This is a genomic window from Flavobacterium sp. ST-158 (assembly GCF_058309975.1).
Genome location: NZ_JBZEEN010000011.1, coordinates 1 through 17,042, shown reverse-complemented (window position 1 = coordinate 17,042; position 17,042 = coordinate 1). Strand labels below are relative to the sequence as shown.

Here is a 17,042-nt window from a genome sequence, read left to right as displayed (position 1 = left end):
TGTATTATTTTTGACTTCTAAAAAAATGAGTCTCAAATGTAGTTGAATTTCCCACTTGATCGGTTACAATTACTTTTAAATCGTTAGCCCCTTCTGCTACAATTCCATCACTAAATTGATGTGTAATTTTTCGGGTTTTATAATCATATTCAAATAAAACCCAATTTCCATTCAAATAACCATTATAAGACTTGATTCCCGAACCCGAATCACTTATAGAAAGCTGAATGGTTTTTTCGTTACTTAACCAGCGTCCTTCAATTGATTTAGCAATACTTATTGCTGGTGGCGTAGTATCTATTCCTAAAGTATATTTGCCCAAAGACCTCACTTTAGCGGTATATACATTTCCTTTTACAGCAGTAGCATTATACCCCAATCGGCCATTGGCACTTAAATCAGCAATAAAGACTTTGCTTTTTTGATCGTCTGAATATTTATCACTTTGCATGGTGATTTCAAAACTTGAATGTACCGGAACACTTGCATCGTGAAGGGTAAGCACATTTCCGTTTACCGCAAAATTCATTGCAAAATCATCATAGAATGTTCCTGCTGGAAAGCTCACTGTCATATTGTCTTTAGAAAAAATATTGTCTTTCTTTGCTTTTATAAAATAATTAGAAGCTACTGTTTCTTTTTCCACTACAGGACCAGCAGCGTCAAAACCAATTGGAATATTTATAATTGTGGTATTTTCAAAGTAATCTGAAACCTCAATGCGATACACCAAATTCAAATTAGGCAACACATTTACAATTCCATTAGCTGCATCCGTTTTTATAATACTTAAGTTAAACGGACTAGTCATAAATAATTTTTGAACCCTTTGAGATGTTTTCTTGTAACGAGAATAATCAACTAAAGCATTTACATAACGCATTTCATCAAAAGAATAGGTATCAAATTGATAACCAAATGCGGCTTTTCCATTCAAATAGGATTGTACTTTAAAAACTCCGTTTTTATTCCAGGAAACATTATCATAATCCACTGCCGAAATTCCAAAACCAACAGCTCCATTAGCTAAAACCTTATTAGCTAAATACGTCCCGTCTTTTTGCAAATTTAAATTCAACAATAAAGGTCTTTTAGACTTATTAGCTGTTGCTCCATCCAAAGGATAAACATAAACTGCTGAAACAACAGGCTTTTTGGTGTCTTTAAAATTCTTATCAAAACCAAAAAACATTGGATTGATAATTTTTTCTGTTTTAGTATCTCTAAATTCAAAATGCAAATGTGGTCCTTCGGAAGAACCTGTGTTACCTGAAAGCGCAATAACCTCTCCTTTTTTAACTGATAACTCATTGACTTTTGGAAACAACTCAATTTCACTGGTCTGTTCTTTATACTGCGCTTTTTTAATGTAAGCTGCAATAGCTCCAGTGGCGTTTTGCAAATGACAATACACCGTTGTATACCCATTAGGATGATTGATATAAATAGCCTTTCCATTTCCAAAAGGAGAAATTTTTATACGCGAAACATAACCATCGGCAGCAGCATGAACTTCCAAACCTTCTTTTTGCATGGTTTTAAAATCAAAGCCTGCGTGAAAATGATTAGGACGTAACTCACCAAAATTCCCTGATAATTGCATCGGAATGTCTAGTGGAGCCTGAAAATAATCTTTTGGGTAATTAGTTTGAGCGATAACTGCTCTAGAAATCAATAGAAAGAAAAGAAAAAATCTCATGCGTGTCGTTTTTGCTAAGATAAAAAAACTAATTCGGATTACTTTATAAAAAAGTTTTTTTTGTAACCAATTACAGTACAACATTTTGATTATTTTATAATAAAAAAACCAATAAAATATTGTAATAATAAAAACTAATACTAAATTTGTAATATTAAGTAATGAATAGGATTAATAATGAGTGTAATTGCAGAAATAATTGATACTCTTGAAAATAAAGTTGAAAAGCTTATTCTAAAACTAAGAAATTTAGAACAAAACAATCAAGATTTAACTATCGAATTAAACAAAGCTGCTCAAACCATACAGAACCAATCCAAAGAGATTGAGGCCTTAAAAGCACAGTATGAAACACTTAAAATAGCCAATTCATTATTAGGCAGTGACGAAAACAAAAGAGATACAAAGCTTAAAATAAATTCATTAATTCGTGAAATTGATTACTGTATAGCGCAGTTGTCAGATTAGTATAAACAATGGACGAAAAGCTTAAAATTAAAATATCAATTGCAGACCGAGTATATCCATTAACGGTGGATCCTAGTCAAGAAGAAGGGCTTAGAAGTGCTTCTAAAAAAATTGATAGCATGATAAAGCAATTTGAAGAAAATTATGCTGTTCGCGATAAACAAGACGTTTTAGCCATGTGTGCTTTGCAATTTGCATCGCAAGTAGAGCAAAAACAGATTGATAACGCTATTAATGGTGATGAAACTATTGATAGAATTCAAAAAATTAATGCACTTTTAGACGAGAATCTTTAAAAAACACGTTCTTTTACAACTAAGATACTGCCTACATTAGTTCACAATTTGGTAAACTCAACACTAACAATTTAGAATGAGCGAATCATCGTTACTATAGCAAGCCAATTCAGTTTGGAAGCTTGAACAACGAGTTAGCTCAAAACTTGTCTTTACGAGTTTATACAAACAACTTAATGTAGGCTTTTTTTTATATATAAATTTTTAAACAAACATGGACATATTAACGATTATTATTTCGGGAATTATAGGTATTGCAATAGGCTTTAGCATTGCTAAAATCATAGAAAAAAGCAACATCTCTAATCTAATCAAAAACGCTAAAAAAGAAGCCGCTTCTATCTTAAAAGATGCTAATCTAGAGGCTGAAAACATAAAGAAAGACAAAATTCTTCAAGCTAAAGAAAAGTTTATTGAATTAAAATCTGAACACGAACAAGTAATTTTAGCTCGTGACAAAAAAGTAGCTGAAGTAGAAAAAAGAACTAGAGACAAAGAATCTCAAATTTCTAATGAACTGTCTAAAGCTAAAAAAATCAATGATGATTTTGAAAGAAAAACTGCCGAGTTAGAGTCAAAAATTGAACATTTAGACAAAAAACAAACAGAAGTTGACAAACTACACAAAAGCCAATTACAACAATTGGAATTGATTTCAGGTTTATCAGCTGACGAGGCCAAAGAACAATTAGTAGAAGGCTTAAAAGCTGAAGCTAAAACTAAAGCTATGTCTCATATTCAAGACACTATTGAAGAGGCCAAATTAACAGCGCAACAAGAAGCTAAAAAAATCATCATCAATACCATTCAACGTGTTGGAACAGAAGAAGCTGTAGAAAACTGTGTATCTGTATTTAACATTGAATCAGACGATGTAAAAGGTAGAATTATTGGACGTGAAGGAAGAAACATTAGAGCTCTAGAAGCTGCTACCGGTGTTGAAATTATTGTTGATGATACTCCAGAAGCAATTATCCTTTCTTGTTTTGATCCAGTACGTAGAGAAATTGCTCGTTTATCTTTACATAAATTAGTAACAGACGGACGTATTCACCCAGCTCGTATTGAAGAAGTAGTTGCTAAAACAGCGAAACAAATTGACGACGAAATTATCGAAGTAGGTAAACGTACTGTTATTGACTTAGGAATTCACGGTTTACACCCAGAATTAATCAAAGTTGTGGGACGTATGAAATACCGTTCTTCTTACGGGCAAAACTTATTGCAACACTCTCGTGAAGTATCTAAACTTTGCGGATTGATGGCTGCCGAATTAGGATTAAATGTTAAACTGGCTAAAAGAGCTGGTTTATTACACGATATTGGAAAAGTGCCAGATACTGAAAGTGATTTACCACACGCTTTATTAGGAATGCAATGGGCTGAAAAATATGGTGAAAAAGAAGAAGTTTGCAACGCTATTGGAGCCCACCACGACGAGATAGAAATGAAATCATTATTATCTCCAATTATCCAAGTTTGTGATGCTATATCAGGTGCTAGACCAGGCGCCAGAAGACAAGTTTTAGATTCTTACATCCAACGTTTGAAAGATCTTGAAGAAGTAGCTTACGGTTTCAACGGAGTGAAAAATGCTTATGCTATTCAAGCTGGTAGGGAATTACGTGTAATTGTAGAAAGTGAAAAAGTGTCAGATGACAATGCTGCCACTTTATCTTTTGAAATTTCTCAAAAAATCCAAACGGAAATGACGTATCCAGGTCAGGTAAAAGTAACAGTAATCAGAGAAACAAGAGCGGTAAATATTGCTAAATAGGATTATAAATTCCATTTTTTTAAAACTCCAAATTCCAATAATCACAATTGGGATTTGGAGTTTTTTTTATCATTTAATTTCCAACATTGGATTTTTGTATTTGGAATTTAAAGTTATTACATGTTTTTTCTAGGATGAAAATTCTCTAAAACTGTGGTTAAAAACTTTCTATCTAAATGCAAATAAATTTCGGTAGTTGTAATGGATTCGTGTCCAAGCATTAACTGAATAGAACGCAAATCGGCTCCATTTTCTAACAAATGTGTAGCAAAAGAATGTCTAAAAGTATGTGGACTAATTTTCTTTTTCAATCCAATTTTATCTGCTAAGTTATTAATAATTGTAAATACCATAGCACGACTTAACTGCCCTCCTCTTCTATTAAGAAACAAGGTATCACTAAATTCCTTTTTTATAGGAACTTCAGGCCTTATATGGTTTTTATAAAGATTAATATATTTTTGAGCTAGGTTTCCAATAGGTACAAATCGGTCTTTATTCCCTTTTCCTGTAATTTTCACAAAACCTTCTTCAAAAAACAAATCAGATATCTTAAGTGATACTAATTCTGAAACCCGTAATCCACAACCATAAAGAGTTTCTAACATAGCACGATTACGCTCTCCTTCTTTGGAAGATAAATCAATAGCCGATATCAAAGCATCTATCTCATCCACTGCCAATGTATCGGGTAATTTTCTGGATGTTTTAGGAGACTCAATCAACTCCATGGGATTATCAACCCGATAATCTTCAAAAATTAAATAACTAAAAAAACTTTTTAAACCTGAAATGATTCGTGCCTGAGATCTTGGATTAACTTGACTGGAAATCGTATAAATAAACTGCTGAATTGTTTCTTCTCTAATTTGAATCGGTGAAACTTCTATTCTATTTTCAGTTAGATATAAACACAAACGCTCAATATCGAAAGAATAATTGGCCACCGTATTCTTTGATAATCCACGTTCAATTTTGAGATAAGATTGATAACTTTTAATATAGAAATTCCAATTCATAGTACAAATAAACGACATTTATGAACACAAAAAAACCTCTCCTTTTCAGAAGAGGTTTCATTGAAATTATTTTTTTTTTACAATTTGAAATTTACACCTAAATTAACTGATGAAAAAGTTCCGCCATCTACTGAAATTCCTTTATAAGATACATAAAGTCCAGCATTTTCCATTTGGTAACCAAACTTCGGTTGGTATAAAAACCCACCGTCATTGTCTTTACTAACACCAATTGCATAACCTAAATCAGCTCCAATAAACCAATTATTAGTTAAGGTAAATTGAGCTGTAGCTGCCACAGGAATAAAACTAGGAGTATCACCTGGGATATCCTTTTTTAACAAATAAGCCGTATAACCTGTTGCAATACCGGCATCCAAACCTTCAGCTACACTCCAGGTATAAGCTACATCAGCACCTAAATTCACGGAACTACCATCTTTAATATCTCCTGTAGGCAAACCTACATGAGCTCCTAATTTAAAAGCGCCACTTTGGGCATTTGCAAATCCAAAAGCAAAAATTGCTGCTGCTGTTAAAATAATTTTTTTCATGGTTGTAATTGTTAAATTAATAATTTATTGAATTAAAATTATCAAATACTTAAAAAACAAAAGCGACACCTACAAAAAACTTATCAACATTTCTATTAACAAGTATTTAACAAGTATAAAATTTACATAAAAAAAGACTACTCGAAATGAATAGTCTTTTAGTAATATCAAAATTAATGGATTAGAATTTATATCCTAAACCAAGGAAAAAACCATTTATTTTAGCACTATACCCAGAAGGTGCATCTTCTATAAAATTTGTTAATCCTAAATTATACTTTCCTTCTATCATAAAGTGCTCATCAATATCATATACTGCTCCAAAATCAACTCCTAAACCAAATTGTTTAAAACCTTCAACTTTTTCTCCTAAATCAAATAATAAATCAGGACCGACTAAAAAGCTAATTTTATCTGCCAAATAATATTTTGCTAAGATTGGTAATTGTAATTGACTCTCACCATCAGCTGTAGCAATTAATAATTCCGGTTGTACATGAAACTTCTCAGAAGCCACTATATCAGTAAAAACACCTGCAAAAAAAGCAGTTTGATTTCCCGTCACGCTTAAACCTTCTCCTTTTACTTTTGCACTTGCAAAATCAGCACCTGCCATAATTCCAAATTTAACTTCTTGTGCATTAGCAAATCCAAATGCAAATACTGCCAAAGCAGATAAAATAATTTTTTTCATTTTTAATGTTTATTAAAATTCGAGCACAAACCTAAGACAATTACTACCACAAAACCAAATTTTATGTTAAAAAATAAATACAAAACTAAGAGAAAAAGAAGTCTACGCAAAAATTAAAAAATCTAAAAATCAACACTTTAAAAACAAATCCATCACTAAATTTAGTGATATTTAAGGCGAATGATTAAAAACAAAAAAAAAGAAATAAAAACTTACAAATATTAAAATTTGATAACTGTTTTTTATAATTATGTAATAAAATCCAAAACAAACTGTTTTATATTTACAATCTCAAATCTTAACTATAAAAATTATGAAAAAAGTAATCTTAATTGCCATTATGCTCTTTAGCGCAACCACAGTAATAAAAGCACAATCCATTCGTTTGGGTATTAAAGGTGGTGTGAATTTTGCTAATCAAAATGGAGATGATGTACCAGACGTTAACAAAGATGCAATCACAAGCTACCATGCGGGTTTAGTTGCAGAAGTTAAATTAATGGATCGTTTTGCTATCCAACCTGAACTTTTATACTCTACTCAAGGAGCGAGCTATAAAAATGCAGGTGAAGAATTTAAAAATGAATTAGGGTATTTGTCTATTCCAGTTTTGGCTAAAATTTATTTAAGCGAAAGTTTAAGCCTTGAATTAGGGCCACAGGCATCTTTCCTATTGAAGGATAGAAAAAATTTCGATCCAGGTGATGCTAACACATTTGAATTCGCCGCAGTTGGTGGTTTAGGATTGAATATTACAAAAAACTTATTTGTTCAGGCGCGTTACGGTCTTGGTTTAACCGAAGCTACTAAAAATGCTGACATTAAAAACTCAACAATTCAGCTATCTGCCGGTATTATGTTCTAATCTAAAACAATTTTTAAAAAAACCGTCTCGTTATTTTTTTAACAAGACGGTTTTTCTATTTTTACCAAAAAAGATTTTAAATGAAAATTAGTATTATAAACGGACCTAATCTTAACTTATTAGGAAAACGCGAACCGGAAATTTACGGCAGTTTAACCTTCGAAGAATACTTTGAAGAATTAAAAAAGAAATTCCCTGCAATAGAATTCAACTATTACCAAAGTAATATTGAAGGCGAATTAATCGATAAAATACAAGAATTTGGCTTTTCCTACGATGGAATTATTTTGAATGCAGGTGCTTACACTCATACTTCTGTAGGTATTGGAGATGCCGTTAAAGGAATTACTACTCCAGTAGTTGAAGTTCATATTTCAAATACTTTTTCCAGAGAAAGCTTCCGACACCAATCCTATATTTCCGGAAACGCTAAAGGAGTTGTTTTAGGTTTTGGTTTAAAAAGCTACGATTTAGCCATACAATCCTTTTTATAATTTTAGATTGAAAGCATAAAAAAAACGAGTCAATTATTAAAATGTTGACTCGTTTTTTTACTTTTTTAAATAGACATTATTCATCGTCTGGTTCTACATGTATCAACACATGTCCTAACTCTGGTATCTTACTTCGCAAGGTGTCTTTTAAAATATGAGCCAACTGGTGTCCTTCTTTTACTGAAATTTTCGCACTTACAATCGCGTGCAAATCTACGTGGTATTTCATTCCTGATTTCCTTATAAAACACTTCTCGGTATCAATAATCCCATCAACTTGTGAAGCCACTATTCTAATATGCTCGATTAAATCATCGTACAAGTGCTCGTCCATGATTTCGCCTAAAGCAGGTCTAAAAATCAAATAACTATTATAAAATATAAAACCAGAAGCAAAAAGTGCAGCCCAATCATCGGCAGATTCATAACCCTTACCCAAGACTAAAGCAATAGTAATCCCAATGAAAGCTGCTACAGAAGTAATTGCATCACTTCTATGATGCCAGGCATCAGCTTTTAAAGACGAACTATTGGTTTCTTCACTTCGTTTCATTACTAATCGAAAAGAATATTCCTTCCAAAGAATAATGGCACCTAAAACAACTAAAGTCCAAGATTTAGGTAAATCATGAGGTGTTTGTATATTCCCAATACTCTCATAAGCAATAATAGTAGCCGATGTAATCAAGAAACCCACTACCAAAAAGGTTATTAAAGGTTCCGCTCGACCATGACCATAAGGATGATTTTCATCGGCAGGTCTATTTGAATATTTGATACCAAACAAAACCAAAAAGGAAGCAAAAATATCTGTAGTAGATTCAATTCCATCAGCAATTAAGGCGTAAGAATTGCCAAAAAAACCTGCTAAGCCTTTTATAATTGCTAAGCAGGTATTTCCTATTATGCTAAAGTAAGTTGCCTCTATGGCTTGCTGTTCTTTACCCATATTTTTATTTAATCAAGACGAACAATTTTAGCTCCGATAGCTCTTAATCTTTCATCTATTCTCTCGTATCCTCTATCAATTTGTTCTATATTCTGAATCGTACTCGTTCCTTTTGCTGAAAGCGCCGCAATCAATAATGAAATTCCCGCACGAATATCTGGAGACGACATTGTTGTTGCTTTTAAAGTCGATTTAAAATCATGTCCTATAACCACCGCCCTATGTGGATCACACAACATAATTTTAGCCCCCATGTCAATTAATTTATCGACAAAGAACAATCTGCTTTCAAACATTTTTTGATGAATCAACACATCCCCTTTAGCCTGTGTTGCTACTACTAATACAATACTCAATAAATCAGGAGTAAATCCTGGCCATGGTGCATCGGCAATAGTCAGGATAGAACCATCAATATCCGTTTTTACTTCATATCCGTTTTCGTGAGTTGGAATATAAATATCATCACCTCTGCGTTCTAATGTAATTCCTAATTTTCTAAACGTATTAGGAATCAATCCTAAATTATCCCAACTTACATTTTTAATAGTGATTTCACTTCTTGTCATAGCCGCAAGACCAATCCAAGAACCTATTTCAATCATATCTGGAAGAATACGGTGTTCGCAACCACTTAAACTTTCTACCCCTTCAACAGTCAACAAGTTTGAACCCACACCTGTAATTTTAGCTCCCATAGAATTCAACATCTTACAAAGTTGTTGTAAATAAGGCTCACAAGCTGCGTTATAAACTGTAGTTACTCCTTTAGCTAAAACAGCAGCCATGACAATATTAGCTGTTCCTGTAACCGAAGCTTCATCCAAAAGCATATCAACTCCTTTAAGACCTTCTTCTGGAGTTTCAACGCCATAAAAATGATCTTCTCTATTGTAACGAAATTTAGCACCTAAATTGATAAAACCTTCAAAATGGGTATCTAATCTTCTTCTTCCAATTTTATCTCCTCCTGGTTTTGGAATATATCCTTTTCCAAAACGAGCTAAAAGTGGCCCAACAATCATAATAGAACCTCTTAATGCTCCACCTTCTTTTTTGAAAGCTTCTGTTTCTAAATAGCCAACATTTACTTCATCGGCTTGAAAAGTATAAGAACCTGAGCCTATTTTTTCGATTTTTACCCCTAGATTTCCTAAAAGCGTAATCAATTTATTAATATCAATAATATCGGGAATATTGTTGATTGTAACTTTTTCAGCAGTTAAAAGTACAGCACATAAAATCTGTAACGCTTCATTTTTTGCGCCCTGCGGAGTAATTTCTCCTTTTAAACGGATTCCTCCTTCAATTTTAAAAATTCCCATATTCTTTGTTTAAGATTCTAAGTTACTAAGGTTCTAAGGTTCTAAGTTTTTTTTGTTGAATTTAATTTTTCAATTACTTAGATACTTAGCAGCTTTATTGATTTTTTTGATTGTTGTTATTGTTATTATTCTTCGAATACTGTTTGGACTTAGCCCCTTTCATATTTTTATTACTTTGAATTTTAGGCTGTCCAGGAGAAGAAATCTTATTAGACATTCTCTTATTGGTACGCAATAAATCAGTAGTATTAATAAGTTCTTCTGAACTTTGTAGTAAATTTAATTTCCCTCCTGACAACTCATAAAGATGCTCAAAAATAACATCATCTTTTACGGTGTCTTTGTTCCAACTTAAATAGGATTTTTTCATGTGATTAGCAATCACCTTTACCAAAGCGCTTTTCATTTCGCCATCTTCCCATTTATTAGCAACGTCAATCATATATTTGATATTGTTACCATAATAACGGTATTTAGGGAAATTTTGTGGGTATTTTAAAACATCCGGTTTTAGTTGTAATACTTCTCTAGAAGGAATTGGGTACGGAGATTCTACGTCCAATTTAAAATCGGACATAATAAAAAGTTGATCCCAAAGTTTATGCTGAAAATCAGGTACATCTCTTAGATGTGGATTCAAACTCCCCATTACCTGAATAATATATCTAGCTGCTTTGTTTCTCACCTCAGCATCTTCAATAGCAGTAGCCTGATCAATTAACTTTTGTAAATGACGTCCATACTCAGGAATAATCAAATGCGAGCGTTCGGCATTATATTCCAAATGATGCACTACATCATTCGCATTTTCTTTAATATATTTCTGATTCATAATTTGATTTGTTTGCAGCTTTAATAATCAAAAAAGCTTATACAAGATTGTTCTTTTACTTTTTGAAAATTACAAAGAAATAATTCCTTCTATTGTAGATACTTCAATATATTTATCAATAATAGACTGAGGATTTTCCATTTGAACATCAACAGAAACACTAGTAAACTTTCCTGTTTTGGATTGGGTTGTTTTAATAACTGCCCCCATTCCATTAAAAGCTTGCTCTACTTCTTTAATTTTTTCATTGTCTGTAGGCACAATAAACTTGAACAAATATATTGCTGGCCAAGTATTGCTTTTTTCTAATTCGGCTTTTAGTCTATCAAAAAATTCTTCCGTTTTCTTATCCATTTTGTCTTTAAAAATAAAAGCAAATATACGGTTTCAATTCTAAAATATGAATTCTGGAATATGAATTTTAGCAAAATCATATTTTTGATTCGTCTCATTTTTCAAATTCTAAATTAGTTTGAGTAAGTTTGTTCTAAATGCTGCTTTTTTGAATCCTAAAAAATAGATTTAAATAAAAAAACAGCCGTTTTCATAACAAAAACGAACTAACACTTTCTCAATTGCATGTCAGAAGCTTTACAAATTCTAACAAAATACTGGAACCACGATAGTTTTAGAAAACCCCAGGAAGAAATTATCGAATCGGTTTTAAGCGGACACGACACTTTTGCACTGATGCCCACAGGTGGCGGAAAATCAGTCTGTTTCCAAATTCCTGCCTTGATGCAAAAAGGAATTTGTTTGGTCATTTCTCCTTTGGTTGCCTTAATGAAAGACCAAGTAGCTAATTTACAAAAGCGCAACATCAAAGCCATTGCCATTACTGGTGGAATAAAAACGGACGAAATCATTGATTTATTGGACAATTGCCAATTTGGAAATTATAAATTTCTTTACCTATCTCCCGAGCGTTTACAGTCGGATTGGATTTTAGATCGAATTAAAAATCTTCCCATAAATTTAATCGCTATTGACGAAGCACATTGTGTATCACAATGGGGGCATGATTTTCGCCCAGCTTATTTAAAAATTTCTAATCTTAAAAGTTCTTTCCCTACAACTCCTTTTCTGGCTTTAACAGCTACAGCTACTCCAAAAGTCAAAGAAGACATCATTAAAGAATTAGGATTAGAAAACCCCAAATGTTTTGAAAAATCATTCGAAAGAAAGAACATTGCCTACATGGTTTTTGAAATTGAAGACAAACTTTTTAGAATTGAGCAAATTTTAAAAAAAAATCCACAACCTTCGATTATATATGTAAGAAACCGAAGAGCCTGTATTGACACTGCTGCACAACTAAACTCTTTAGGTTTTAAAGCTACTTTTTATCACGGTGGATTATCCACTAAAGATAAAAATAAGAATATGCAACTTTGGATGGAAGAAGAAGCCCAAGTTATTGTTGCCACCAATGCTTTTGGGATGGGGATTGACAAAGCCAATGTAAAAACGGTAATTCACATTCATCTGCCCGATAATCTTGAAAATTATTACCAAGAAGCCGGTAGAGGCGGAAGAAACGAAGAAAAAGCTTTTGCAATTTTATTAACCAGTCCATCGGATATTGCACAAACCGAAAATCAGTTTCTCTATGTTTTACCTGATAAGAATTTCCTAAAAGAAGTTTTTATCAAAATGTGTAATTATTTCCAAATCGCATATGGTGAAGGAATCAATGAACAATATTCTTTCAATCTCAATCAATTTTGCTTGCGCTATAAATTTCCCGTTTTAAAAACATATAACGCCATTCAGTTTTTAGATAGGCAAGGCATCATTAGTTTATCGCAGGAATTCTCAGAAAAAATAAGTTTGCAATTCATTATCCCTTCAAAAGAAGTCATTCGCTACACCAGTCTTAATCCCAATGATGAAGAAATTCTGTTAGCTATTTTGCGTACCTATCCTGGGATTTACGACATACAAACCAATTTCAATTTACCGTTAATTGCCCGAAAATCCAATCATACAGAAATAGAAGTACAAAACGTTTTAGAAAAATTAAAAGAAAAAGGAATCATTGATTATCATTCCAAAAACAATGACACCACAATGATTTTCAACGAAATTAGAGAAGACGACAGAACCATCAACCGAATTGCAAAATACCTTGAAAATCAAAACCAATTAAAAAAAGAACAATTTCAGGCAGTTTTACATTATATAAAAGAGGATAATATTTGCAAAAGCAAATTAATATTAGCTTATTTTGGAGAAGAAAAAAATACTGATTGCGGGATTTGCTCCTATTGTATTACTCAAAAAAACAAGAAAGAAGCCCCAAATAGCATTATCAAAAAAATTCTTGTTCTATTAAAAACAGCCGATTTAAGTTCGAGAGAAATTCAAATTAAGCTAAATAATCCTTCAGACGATGTTATCTTTGCACTTCAAGAGTTATTAGAAAACGAAAGCATTCTAATAAATACCAATAATAAATATAGTTTAAAACAATAATGGAAAAATTAAGAATCGTATTTATGGGAACTCCTGACTTTGCAGTAGGAATCCTTGGTACCATATTAAAAAACAACTACGAAATTGTAGGCGTTATAACAGCTGCCGATAAACCAGCAGGTCGTGGACAAAAAATTAAATATTCGGCTGTAAAAGAATATGCTTTAGCAAACAACCTTCATTTATTACAACCAACTAATCTAAAAGACGAATCTTTCCTTGCCGAATTGAAAGCGCTTAACGCCAATTTACAAATTGTTGTTGCCTTTAGAATGCTACCCAAAGTAGTTTGGGAAATGCCAAAATTTGGAACTTTCAATCTTCACGCGTCACTCCTACCTAATTACCGTGGCGCTGCTCCAATTAACTGGGCTATTATAAACGGAGAAACTAAAACTGGGGTTACTACTTTTTTTATTGATAACAAAATAGATACAGGAGCCATGATATTAAGTTCAGAAACCGCTATTGCCCCAAATGAAACTGCTGGACAACTTCATGATCGTTTAATGAATATAGGTAGCACTACAGTTGTAGAAACTTTAACATTAATTGAAAATGGCTCTGTAAATACTACTATTCAAACCGATGGTGCCGAAATTAAAACAGCCTATAAACTCAACAAAGAAAATTGCAAAATTGATTGGACAAAATCGGCTACCGAAATCAACAATCTCATTAGAGGCTTAAGTCCTTATCCTGCTTCTTGGTGTTTTTTTACTGATAAAAACCAAGAATGGAATGTTAAAATATACGAGTCTAAAATAATTTCAGAAACTCATCGTTTTACCATAGGAACCATCATTAGCACTAAAAAAGAATTAAAAATTGCTGTAAAAGATGGCTTCATACAAATTCTAAGTTTGCAATTTCCAGGCAAAAAGAAAATGACAACTGCTGAATTACTCAACGGAATTTCATTTTCTGAGGAAGCCAAAGCCCTCTAAACCTAATAAAAATGGGTAAAAAGGGCTAAAAAACAGTAAAAAAGCACCCTGTTATGAACAAAAAAAATAAGTTATTAACAAAAAGGTGTAAAATCTGTAAAAACACTTGCAAGCTCTGTATTTACTACTAAATTTGTGTATAGACAATTTATTTTTAACCAACAATTAATAACTATTATTATGAACAAATCAGAATTAATCGATGCTATCGCTGCTGACGCAGGAATTACTAAAGCAGCTGCAAAATTAGCTTTAGAGTCATTTTTAGGAAATGTAGGTGACACTTTGAAAAAAGGTGGAAAAGTATCTCTAGTAGGTTTTGGATCTTGGTCAGTATCTGCAAGAGCAGCTAGAGACGGAAGAAATCCTCAAACTGGAAAAACAATTCAAATCGCTGCTAAAAACGTTGTTAAATTCAAAGCTGGAGCTGAATTAGAAGGTGCTGTAAACTAAATTTTTGTTTCAAAACCTTATCGATATAAAAAACCCTCTGTTGAGGGTTTTTTTATGCTTTTTACCGATTATGTTTGGCTTTTTTTATTTTTTTTTCTTAAATTTAATAAAAACTTGAATAATCATGATTTCAGAACCATTAATAAAAGGACAATTACTTATTGCTGAACCTTCAATAATTGGAGATTTATCATTCAACAGATCTGTGATTTTACTGGCTGATCATGACAAAGATGGATCAGTTGGTTTTATCATCAATAAACCATTAAAATACACTATAAACGATTTAATTCCAGAGATTAATTCCCGTTTAAAAATTTATAATGGTGGCCCAGTAGAACAAGACAATTTGTATTTTATTCACAATGTTCCTGATTTAATTCCAAACAGTATTGAAATATCTAATGGAATCTATTGGGGAGGCGATTTTGAATCCACTAAAGAGCTTATTAATAACGGAAAAATAAACAAAAACAACATTCGTTTTTTTCTTGGCTACACCGGATGGTCTGAAAGCCAATTAGAATCAGAGATGAATGCTAATTCCTGGATTATTACTTCTAACAACTATAAAAATAAAATTATAGGCAAATCGACTACGCACTTTTGGAAAGAACAAATTATTGAATTAGGAGGTGATTATTTAATTTGGTCAAATGCACCCGAAAATCCTTATTTGAATTAAACTACTTTTATCTCCTCGTTCATTTTTGTTATTATTTCTCTAACAAGATTTAATTTAAAAGTCTTCTTCCTGTATTTTGTAATAGGCTGAATTCCTTTTATCACGTTAGTAAGAAACAATTCATCCGCTTTTTGAAGTTCAAATGGAGAAATCACTGCTTCCACAACTTCAACATCTGGAATTGTTTTAGCTATTCTTAAAACTTGTTTGCGCATTACACCATTCAAACAACCTTCAGATACAGGTGGCGTAATTAGTTTATTAGCCATTACCATAAAAATATTACCTTGAATAGCTTCTACAACATTCTTGCTATCATTTAACAACAAACAATTATCTAAATCATTTTCATTAGCAAAAACACTTGCTGTAACATTCAAAATTCTGTTTGTAGTCTTAATAGAAGACAATAATTGTTTGGTGATATAAAAATCTTTAAACAAATCCACCTCATATTCTTTTTCCTCAAAAGAATACAAAACGGCATCTAAAGCGGTTGCATGAACTAAAAAAGAAACTGAATTATTCATTGGTAAATAATACCCACCGTCATTTCTAAACACTGTAATTCGCGCTCTAGCAGCATTAGAAATAACCAATTTATCCGTTAACGACAGTAATTGTTCTTCTAAATATTCCATAGTGAAGTTCATAGGAATCTCCATTCGAACTACTCGCATCGATGCCATTAACCTAAAATAATGATCTTCTAAAAAAAGCACTTTAGAATTTACTATTTTAACTGTTTCAAAAACAGCATCTCCGTATAAAAAAGCGCGGTTTTGTGTTAATATATTTGAATCTTGAGTTACTAAAGTACCGTTGAAATTGATCATAAAAAAGCCCTGAATTTTGTTCAGGGCAAATATAAGTTATAAAAATAGAATTTTCTACACAGAACCTAAGAGATGTTTTAAATCTGAAATTTGATTTTCCCACAATTGTTTTGCTTCATCTATTTCATCTTCTTCAGCAAAATCAATAATCATCAACGAAACATCTTTAGTCAATTCATCTTCTAAAATATGCAATTCAAAAAAATACTCGGTATCCTTTCCAGCGGTATCCACCCATTTAAACTTAACTTTTTCACCGGTCTTTTTAGAAGCCAATCTGGCTTTTTCTTCTGCATTATCCCATATAAAAGTAAAGAATTCTCCTCTTGAATTTACATTATCTGCAAACCACTCTGACAAGCCTGAAGGTGTTGATATATATTGATACAATAACTGCGGAGAAGAGTTTATTGGAAATTCAATTTCGTAACGTGTTTTTTGATCCATGAGCTGCATTAATTTTTTTCGAATATATAGAATATAAACTCGAAAAAAAAACGTTTTTAAAAATATTTTTTTTCTTCATTTTATGCTTGCATGATTTATTTTTATTGCTATCTTTGCACCCGCAATCAGGAACAGTACAAACCTGAATATTTGGCGAGGTAGCTCAGTTGGTTAGAGCGCAGGATTCATAACCCTGAGGTCACGGGTTCAACTCCCGTCTTCGCTAC

At 32.2% G+C, this 17,042-nt stretch carries 19 protein-coding genes, 1 tRNA gene and 1 other RNA gene; 11 read left to right on the top strand and 10 right to left on the bottom strand.

The window, feature by feature from the left end; genetic code table 11:
* Nucleotides 1-4: 4 nt before the first annotated feature.
* On the bottom strand, nucleotides 5-1,699 hold the full coding sequence (locus tag AC4FRF_RS15035) for a M23 family metallopeptidase (protein ID WP_491160657.1): 1,695 nt from the start codon (nucleotides 1,697-1,699) through the stop codon (nucleotides 5-7).
* Nucleotides 1,700-1,876: 177 nt separating this feature from the next.
* Here AC4FRF_RS15035 and AC4FRF_RS15030 point away from each other — a divergent pair, with 177 nt between their 5' ends.
* From AC4FRF_RS15030 to rny, 4 genes are all read left to right on the top strand, one after another.
* Nucleotides 1,877-2,167, top strand: a complete 291-nt coding sequence (locus AC4FRF_RS15030) for a coiled-coil domain-containing protein (RefSeq protein WP_491160655.1) — start codon at nucleotides 1,877-1,879, stop codon at nucleotides 2,165-2,167.
* Nucleotides 2,168-2,175: 8 nt separating this feature from the next.
* Nucleotides 2,176-2,463: a cell division protein ZapA gene (locus AC4FRF_RS15025; RefSeq protein ID WP_491160653.1), complete on the top strand. Its 288-nt coding sequence runs from the start codon at nucleotides 2,176-2,178 to the stop codon at nucleotides 2,461-2,463.
* A 55-nt stretch (nucleotides 2,464-2,518) separates the two neighbouring features.
* Nucleotides 2,519-2,625: non-coding RNA, 6S RNA (ssrS, locus tag AC4FRF_RS15020), on the top strand.
* A gap of 52 nt (nucleotides 2,626-2,677) precedes the next feature.
* Complete coding sequence (rny, locus tag AC4FRF_RS15015) at nucleotides 2,678-4,240, top strand: ribonuclease Y (protein ID WP_491160651.1); 1,563 nt, start codon at nucleotides 2,678-2,680, stop codon at nucleotides 4,238-4,240.
* 116 nt (nucleotides 4,241-4,356) lie between these two features.
* Here the strand turns inward: rny and xerD are convergent, their stop codons facing one another.
* The 3 genes from xerD to AC4FRF_RS15000 form a co-directional block, all read right to left on the bottom strand.
* Nucleotides 4,357-5,259 carry a site-specific tyrosine recombinase XerD gene (xerD, locus tag AC4FRF_RS15010; protein ID WP_491160649.1) on the bottom strand — a complete coding sequence of 301 codons (903 nt, stop codon included), beginning with the start codon at nucleotides 5,257-5,259 and terminating at the stop codon, nucleotides 4,357-4,359.
* 77 nt (nucleotides 5,260-5,336) lie between these two features.
* A complete protein-coding gene (locus tag AC4FRF_RS15005; RefSeq protein ID WP_491160647.1) occupies nucleotides 5,337-5,813 on the bottom strand; it encodes a hypothetical protein in 477 nt (158 codons plus the stop codon).
* 181 nt (nucleotides 5,814-5,994) lie between these two features.
* Nucleotides 5,995-6,507, bottom strand: a complete 513-nt coding sequence (locus AC4FRF_RS15000; RefSeq protein ID WP_491160645.1) for an outer membrane beta-barrel protein — start codon at nucleotides 6,505-6,507, stop codon at nucleotides 5,995-5,997.
* A 313-nt stretch (nucleotides 6,508-6,820) separates the two neighbouring features.
* Here AC4FRF_RS15000 and AC4FRF_RS14995 point away from each other — a divergent pair, with 313 nt between their 5' ends.
* Together AC4FRF_RS14995 and AC4FRF_RS14990 are read left to right on the top strand one after the other, a co-directional pair.
* Nucleotides 6,821-7,372, top strand: coding sequence for a porin family protein (locus tag AC4FRF_RS14995; RefSeq protein WP_491160643.1), 552 nt, complete (start codon nucleotides 6,821-6,823; stop codon nucleotides 7,370-7,372).
* Between the two features lie 80 nt (nucleotides 7,373-7,452).
* On the top strand, nucleotides 7,453-7,866 hold the full coding sequence (locus AC4FRF_RS14990; protein WP_491160641.1) for a type II 3-dehydroquinate dehydratase: 414 nt from the start codon (nucleotides 7,453-7,455) through the stop codon (nucleotides 7,864-7,866).
* Nucleotides 7,867-7,942: 76 nt separating this feature from the next.
* Here AC4FRF_RS14990 and AC4FRF_RS14985 read toward each other — a convergent pair whose 3' ends face one another.
* The 4 genes from AC4FRF_RS14985 to AC4FRF_RS14970 form a co-directional block, all read right to left on the bottom strand.
* On the bottom strand, nucleotides 7,943-8,815 hold the full coding sequence (locus AC4FRF_RS14985; RefSeq protein WP_491160640.1) for a cation diffusion facilitator family transporter: 873 nt from the start codon (nucleotides 8,813-8,815) through the stop codon (nucleotides 7,943-7,945).
* Between the two features lie 8 nt (nucleotides 8,816-8,823).
* Nucleotides 8,824-10,140 (bottom strand): UDP-N-acetylglucosamine 1-carboxyvinyltransferase, encoded by a 1,317-nt coding sequence (gene murA / locus AC4FRF_RS14980; protein ID WP_491160639.1) that lies wholly within the window; start codon nucleotides 10,138-10,140, stop codon nucleotides 8,824-8,826.
* Nucleotides 10,141-10,234: 94 nt separating this feature from the next.
* A complete protein-coding gene (locus tag AC4FRF_RS14975; protein WP_491160637.1) occupies nucleotides 10,235-10,972 on the bottom strand; it encodes a DUF4290 domain-containing protein in 738 nt (245 codons plus the stop codon).
* A gap of 69 nt (nucleotides 10,973-11,041) precedes the next feature.
* Nucleotides 11,042-11,326, bottom strand: a complete 285-nt coding sequence (locus AC4FRF_RS14970; RefSeq protein ID WP_491160635.1) for a DUF493 family protein — start codon at nucleotides 11,324-11,326, stop codon at nucleotides 11,042-11,044.
* 225 nt (nucleotides 11,327-11,551) lie between these two features.
* Here AC4FRF_RS14970 and AC4FRF_RS14965 point away from each other — a divergent pair, with 225 nt between their 5' ends.
* The 4 genes from AC4FRF_RS14965 to AC4FRF_RS14950 all read left to right on the top strand — a co-directional run bounded on the left by AC4FRF_RS14965 (nucleotide 11,552) and on the right by AC4FRF_RS14950 (nucleotide 15,532).
* Nucleotides 11,552-13,447, top strand: a complete 1,896-nt coding sequence (locus AC4FRF_RS14965; RefSeq protein WP_491160633.1) for a RecQ family ATP-dependent DNA helicase — start codon at nucleotides 11,552-11,554, stop codon at nucleotides 13,445-13,447.
* On the top strand, nucleotides 13,447-14,394 hold the full coding sequence (fmt, locus tag AC4FRF_RS14960; protein ID WP_491160631.1) for a methionyl-tRNA formyltransferase: 948 nt from the start codon (nucleotides 13,447-13,449) through the stop codon (nucleotides 14,392-14,394). The genes AC4FRF_RS14965 and fmt overlap by 1 nt, the downstream gene beginning before the upstream one ends.
* A gap of 180 nt (nucleotides 14,395-14,574) precedes the next feature.
* Nucleotides 14,575-14,847, top strand: a complete 273-nt coding sequence (locus AC4FRF_RS14955) for an HU family DNA-binding protein (RefSeq protein WP_108740556.1) — start codon at nucleotides 14,575-14,577, stop codon at nucleotides 14,845-14,847.
* A gap of 124 nt (nucleotides 14,848-14,971) precedes the next feature.
* Complete coding sequence (locus tag AC4FRF_RS14950) at nucleotides 14,972-15,532, top strand: YqgE/AlgH family protein (protein WP_491160628.1); 561 nt, start codon at nucleotides 14,972-14,974, stop codon at nucleotides 15,530-15,532.
* On the opposite strand, the gene AC4FRF_RS14945 is transcribed toward AC4FRF_RS14950, so the two are convergent.
* Both AC4FRF_RS14945 and AC4FRF_RS14940 read right to left on the bottom strand, forming a co-directional pair.
* Nucleotides 15,529-16,368, bottom strand: coding sequence for an aminotransferase class IV (locus AC4FRF_RS14945; RefSeq protein ID WP_491160626.1), 840 nt, complete (start codon nucleotides 16,366-16,368; stop codon nucleotides 15,529-15,531). The genes AC4FRF_RS14950 and AC4FRF_RS14945 overlap by 4 nt on opposite strands.
* 54 nt (nucleotides 16,369-16,422) lie before the next feature.
* Nucleotides 16,423-16,815, bottom strand: coding sequence for an START-like domain-containing protein (locus AC4FRF_RS14940; RefSeq protein WP_491160624.1), 393 nt, complete (start codon nucleotides 16,813-16,815; stop codon nucleotides 16,423-16,425).
* A gap of 152 nt (nucleotides 16,816-16,967) precedes the next feature.
* Here AC4FRF_RS14940 and AC4FRF_RS14935 point away from each other — a divergent pair.
* A tRNA-Met gene (locus AC4FRF_RS14935) sits at nucleotides 16,968-17,041 on the top strand.
* Nucleotide 17,042 lies beyond the last annotated feature (1 nt).

Bases quoted from the DNA above. Each gene is read 5' to 3' on its own strand.
- AC4FRF_RS15035 (WP_491160657.1), bottom strand. From the start codon at position 1,699: ATGAGATTTTTTCTTTTCTTTCTATTGATTTCTAGAGCAGTTATCGCT.
- AC4FRF_RS15030 (WP_491160655.1), top strand. From the start codon at position 1,877: ATGAGTGTAATTGCAGAAATAATTGATACTCTTGAAAATAAAGTTGAA.
- AC4FRF_RS15025 (WP_491160653.1), top strand. From the start codon at position 2,176: ATGGACGAAAAGCTTAAAATTAAAATATCAATTGCAGACCGAGTATAT.
- rny (WP_491160651.1), top strand. From the start codon at position 2,678: ATGGACATATTAACGATTATTATTTCGGGAATTATAGGTATTGCAATA.
- xerD (WP_491160649.1), bottom strand. From the start codon at position 5,259: ATGAATTGGAATTTCTATATTAAAAGTTATCAATCTTATCTCAAAATT.
- AC4FRF_RS15005 (WP_491160647.1), bottom strand. From the start codon at position 5,813: ATGAAAAAAATTATTTTAACAGCAGCAGCAATTTTTGCTTTTGGATTT.
- AC4FRF_RS15000 (WP_491160645.1), bottom strand. From the start codon at position 6,507: ATGAAAAAAATTATTTTATCTGCTTTGGCAGTATTTGCATTTGGATTT.
- AC4FRF_RS14995 (WP_491160643.1), top strand. From the start codon at position 6,821: ATGAAAAAAGTAATCTTAATTGCCATTATGCTCTTTAGCGCAACCACA.
- AC4FRF_RS14990 (WP_491160641.1), top strand. From the start codon at position 7,453: ATGAAAATTAGTATTATAAACGGACCTAATCTTAACTTATTAGGAAAA.
- AC4FRF_RS14985 (WP_491160640.1), bottom strand. From the start codon at position 8,815: ATGGGTAAAGAACAGCAAGCCATAGAGGCAACTTACTTTAGCATAATA.
- murA (WP_491160639.1), bottom strand. From the start codon at position 10,140: ATGGGAATTTTTAAAATTGAAGGAGGAATCCGTTTAAAAGGAGAAATT.
- AC4FRF_RS14975 (WP_491160637.1), bottom strand. From the start codon at position 10,972: ATGAATCAGAAATATATTAAAGAAAATGCGAATGATGTAGTGCATCAT.
- AC4FRF_RS14970 (WP_491160635.1), bottom strand. From the start codon at position 11,326: ATGGATAAGAAAACGGAAGAATTTTTTGATAGACTAAAAGCCGAATTA.
- AC4FRF_RS14965 (WP_491160633.1), top strand. From the start codon at position 11,552: ATGTCAGAAGCTTTACAAATTCTAACAAAATACTGGAACCACGATAGT.
- fmt (WP_491160631.1), top strand. From the start codon at position 13,447: ATGGAAAAATTAAGAATCGTATTTATGGGAACTCCTGACTTTGCAGTA.
- AC4FRF_RS14955 (WP_108740556.1), top strand. From the start codon at position 14,575: ATGAACAAATCAGAATTAATCGATGCTATCGCTGCTGACGCAGGAATT.
- AC4FRF_RS14950 (WP_491160628.1), top strand. From the start codon at position 14,972: ATGATTTCAGAACCATTAATAAAAGGACAATTACTTATTGCTGAACCT.
- AC4FRF_RS14945 (WP_491160626.1), bottom strand. From the start codon at position 16,368: ATGATCAATTTCAACGGTACTTTAGTAACTCAAGATTCAAATATATTA.
- AC4FRF_RS14940 (WP_491160624.1), bottom strand. From the start codon at position 16,815: ATGGATCAAAAAACACGTTACGAAATTGAATTTCCAATAAACTCTTCT.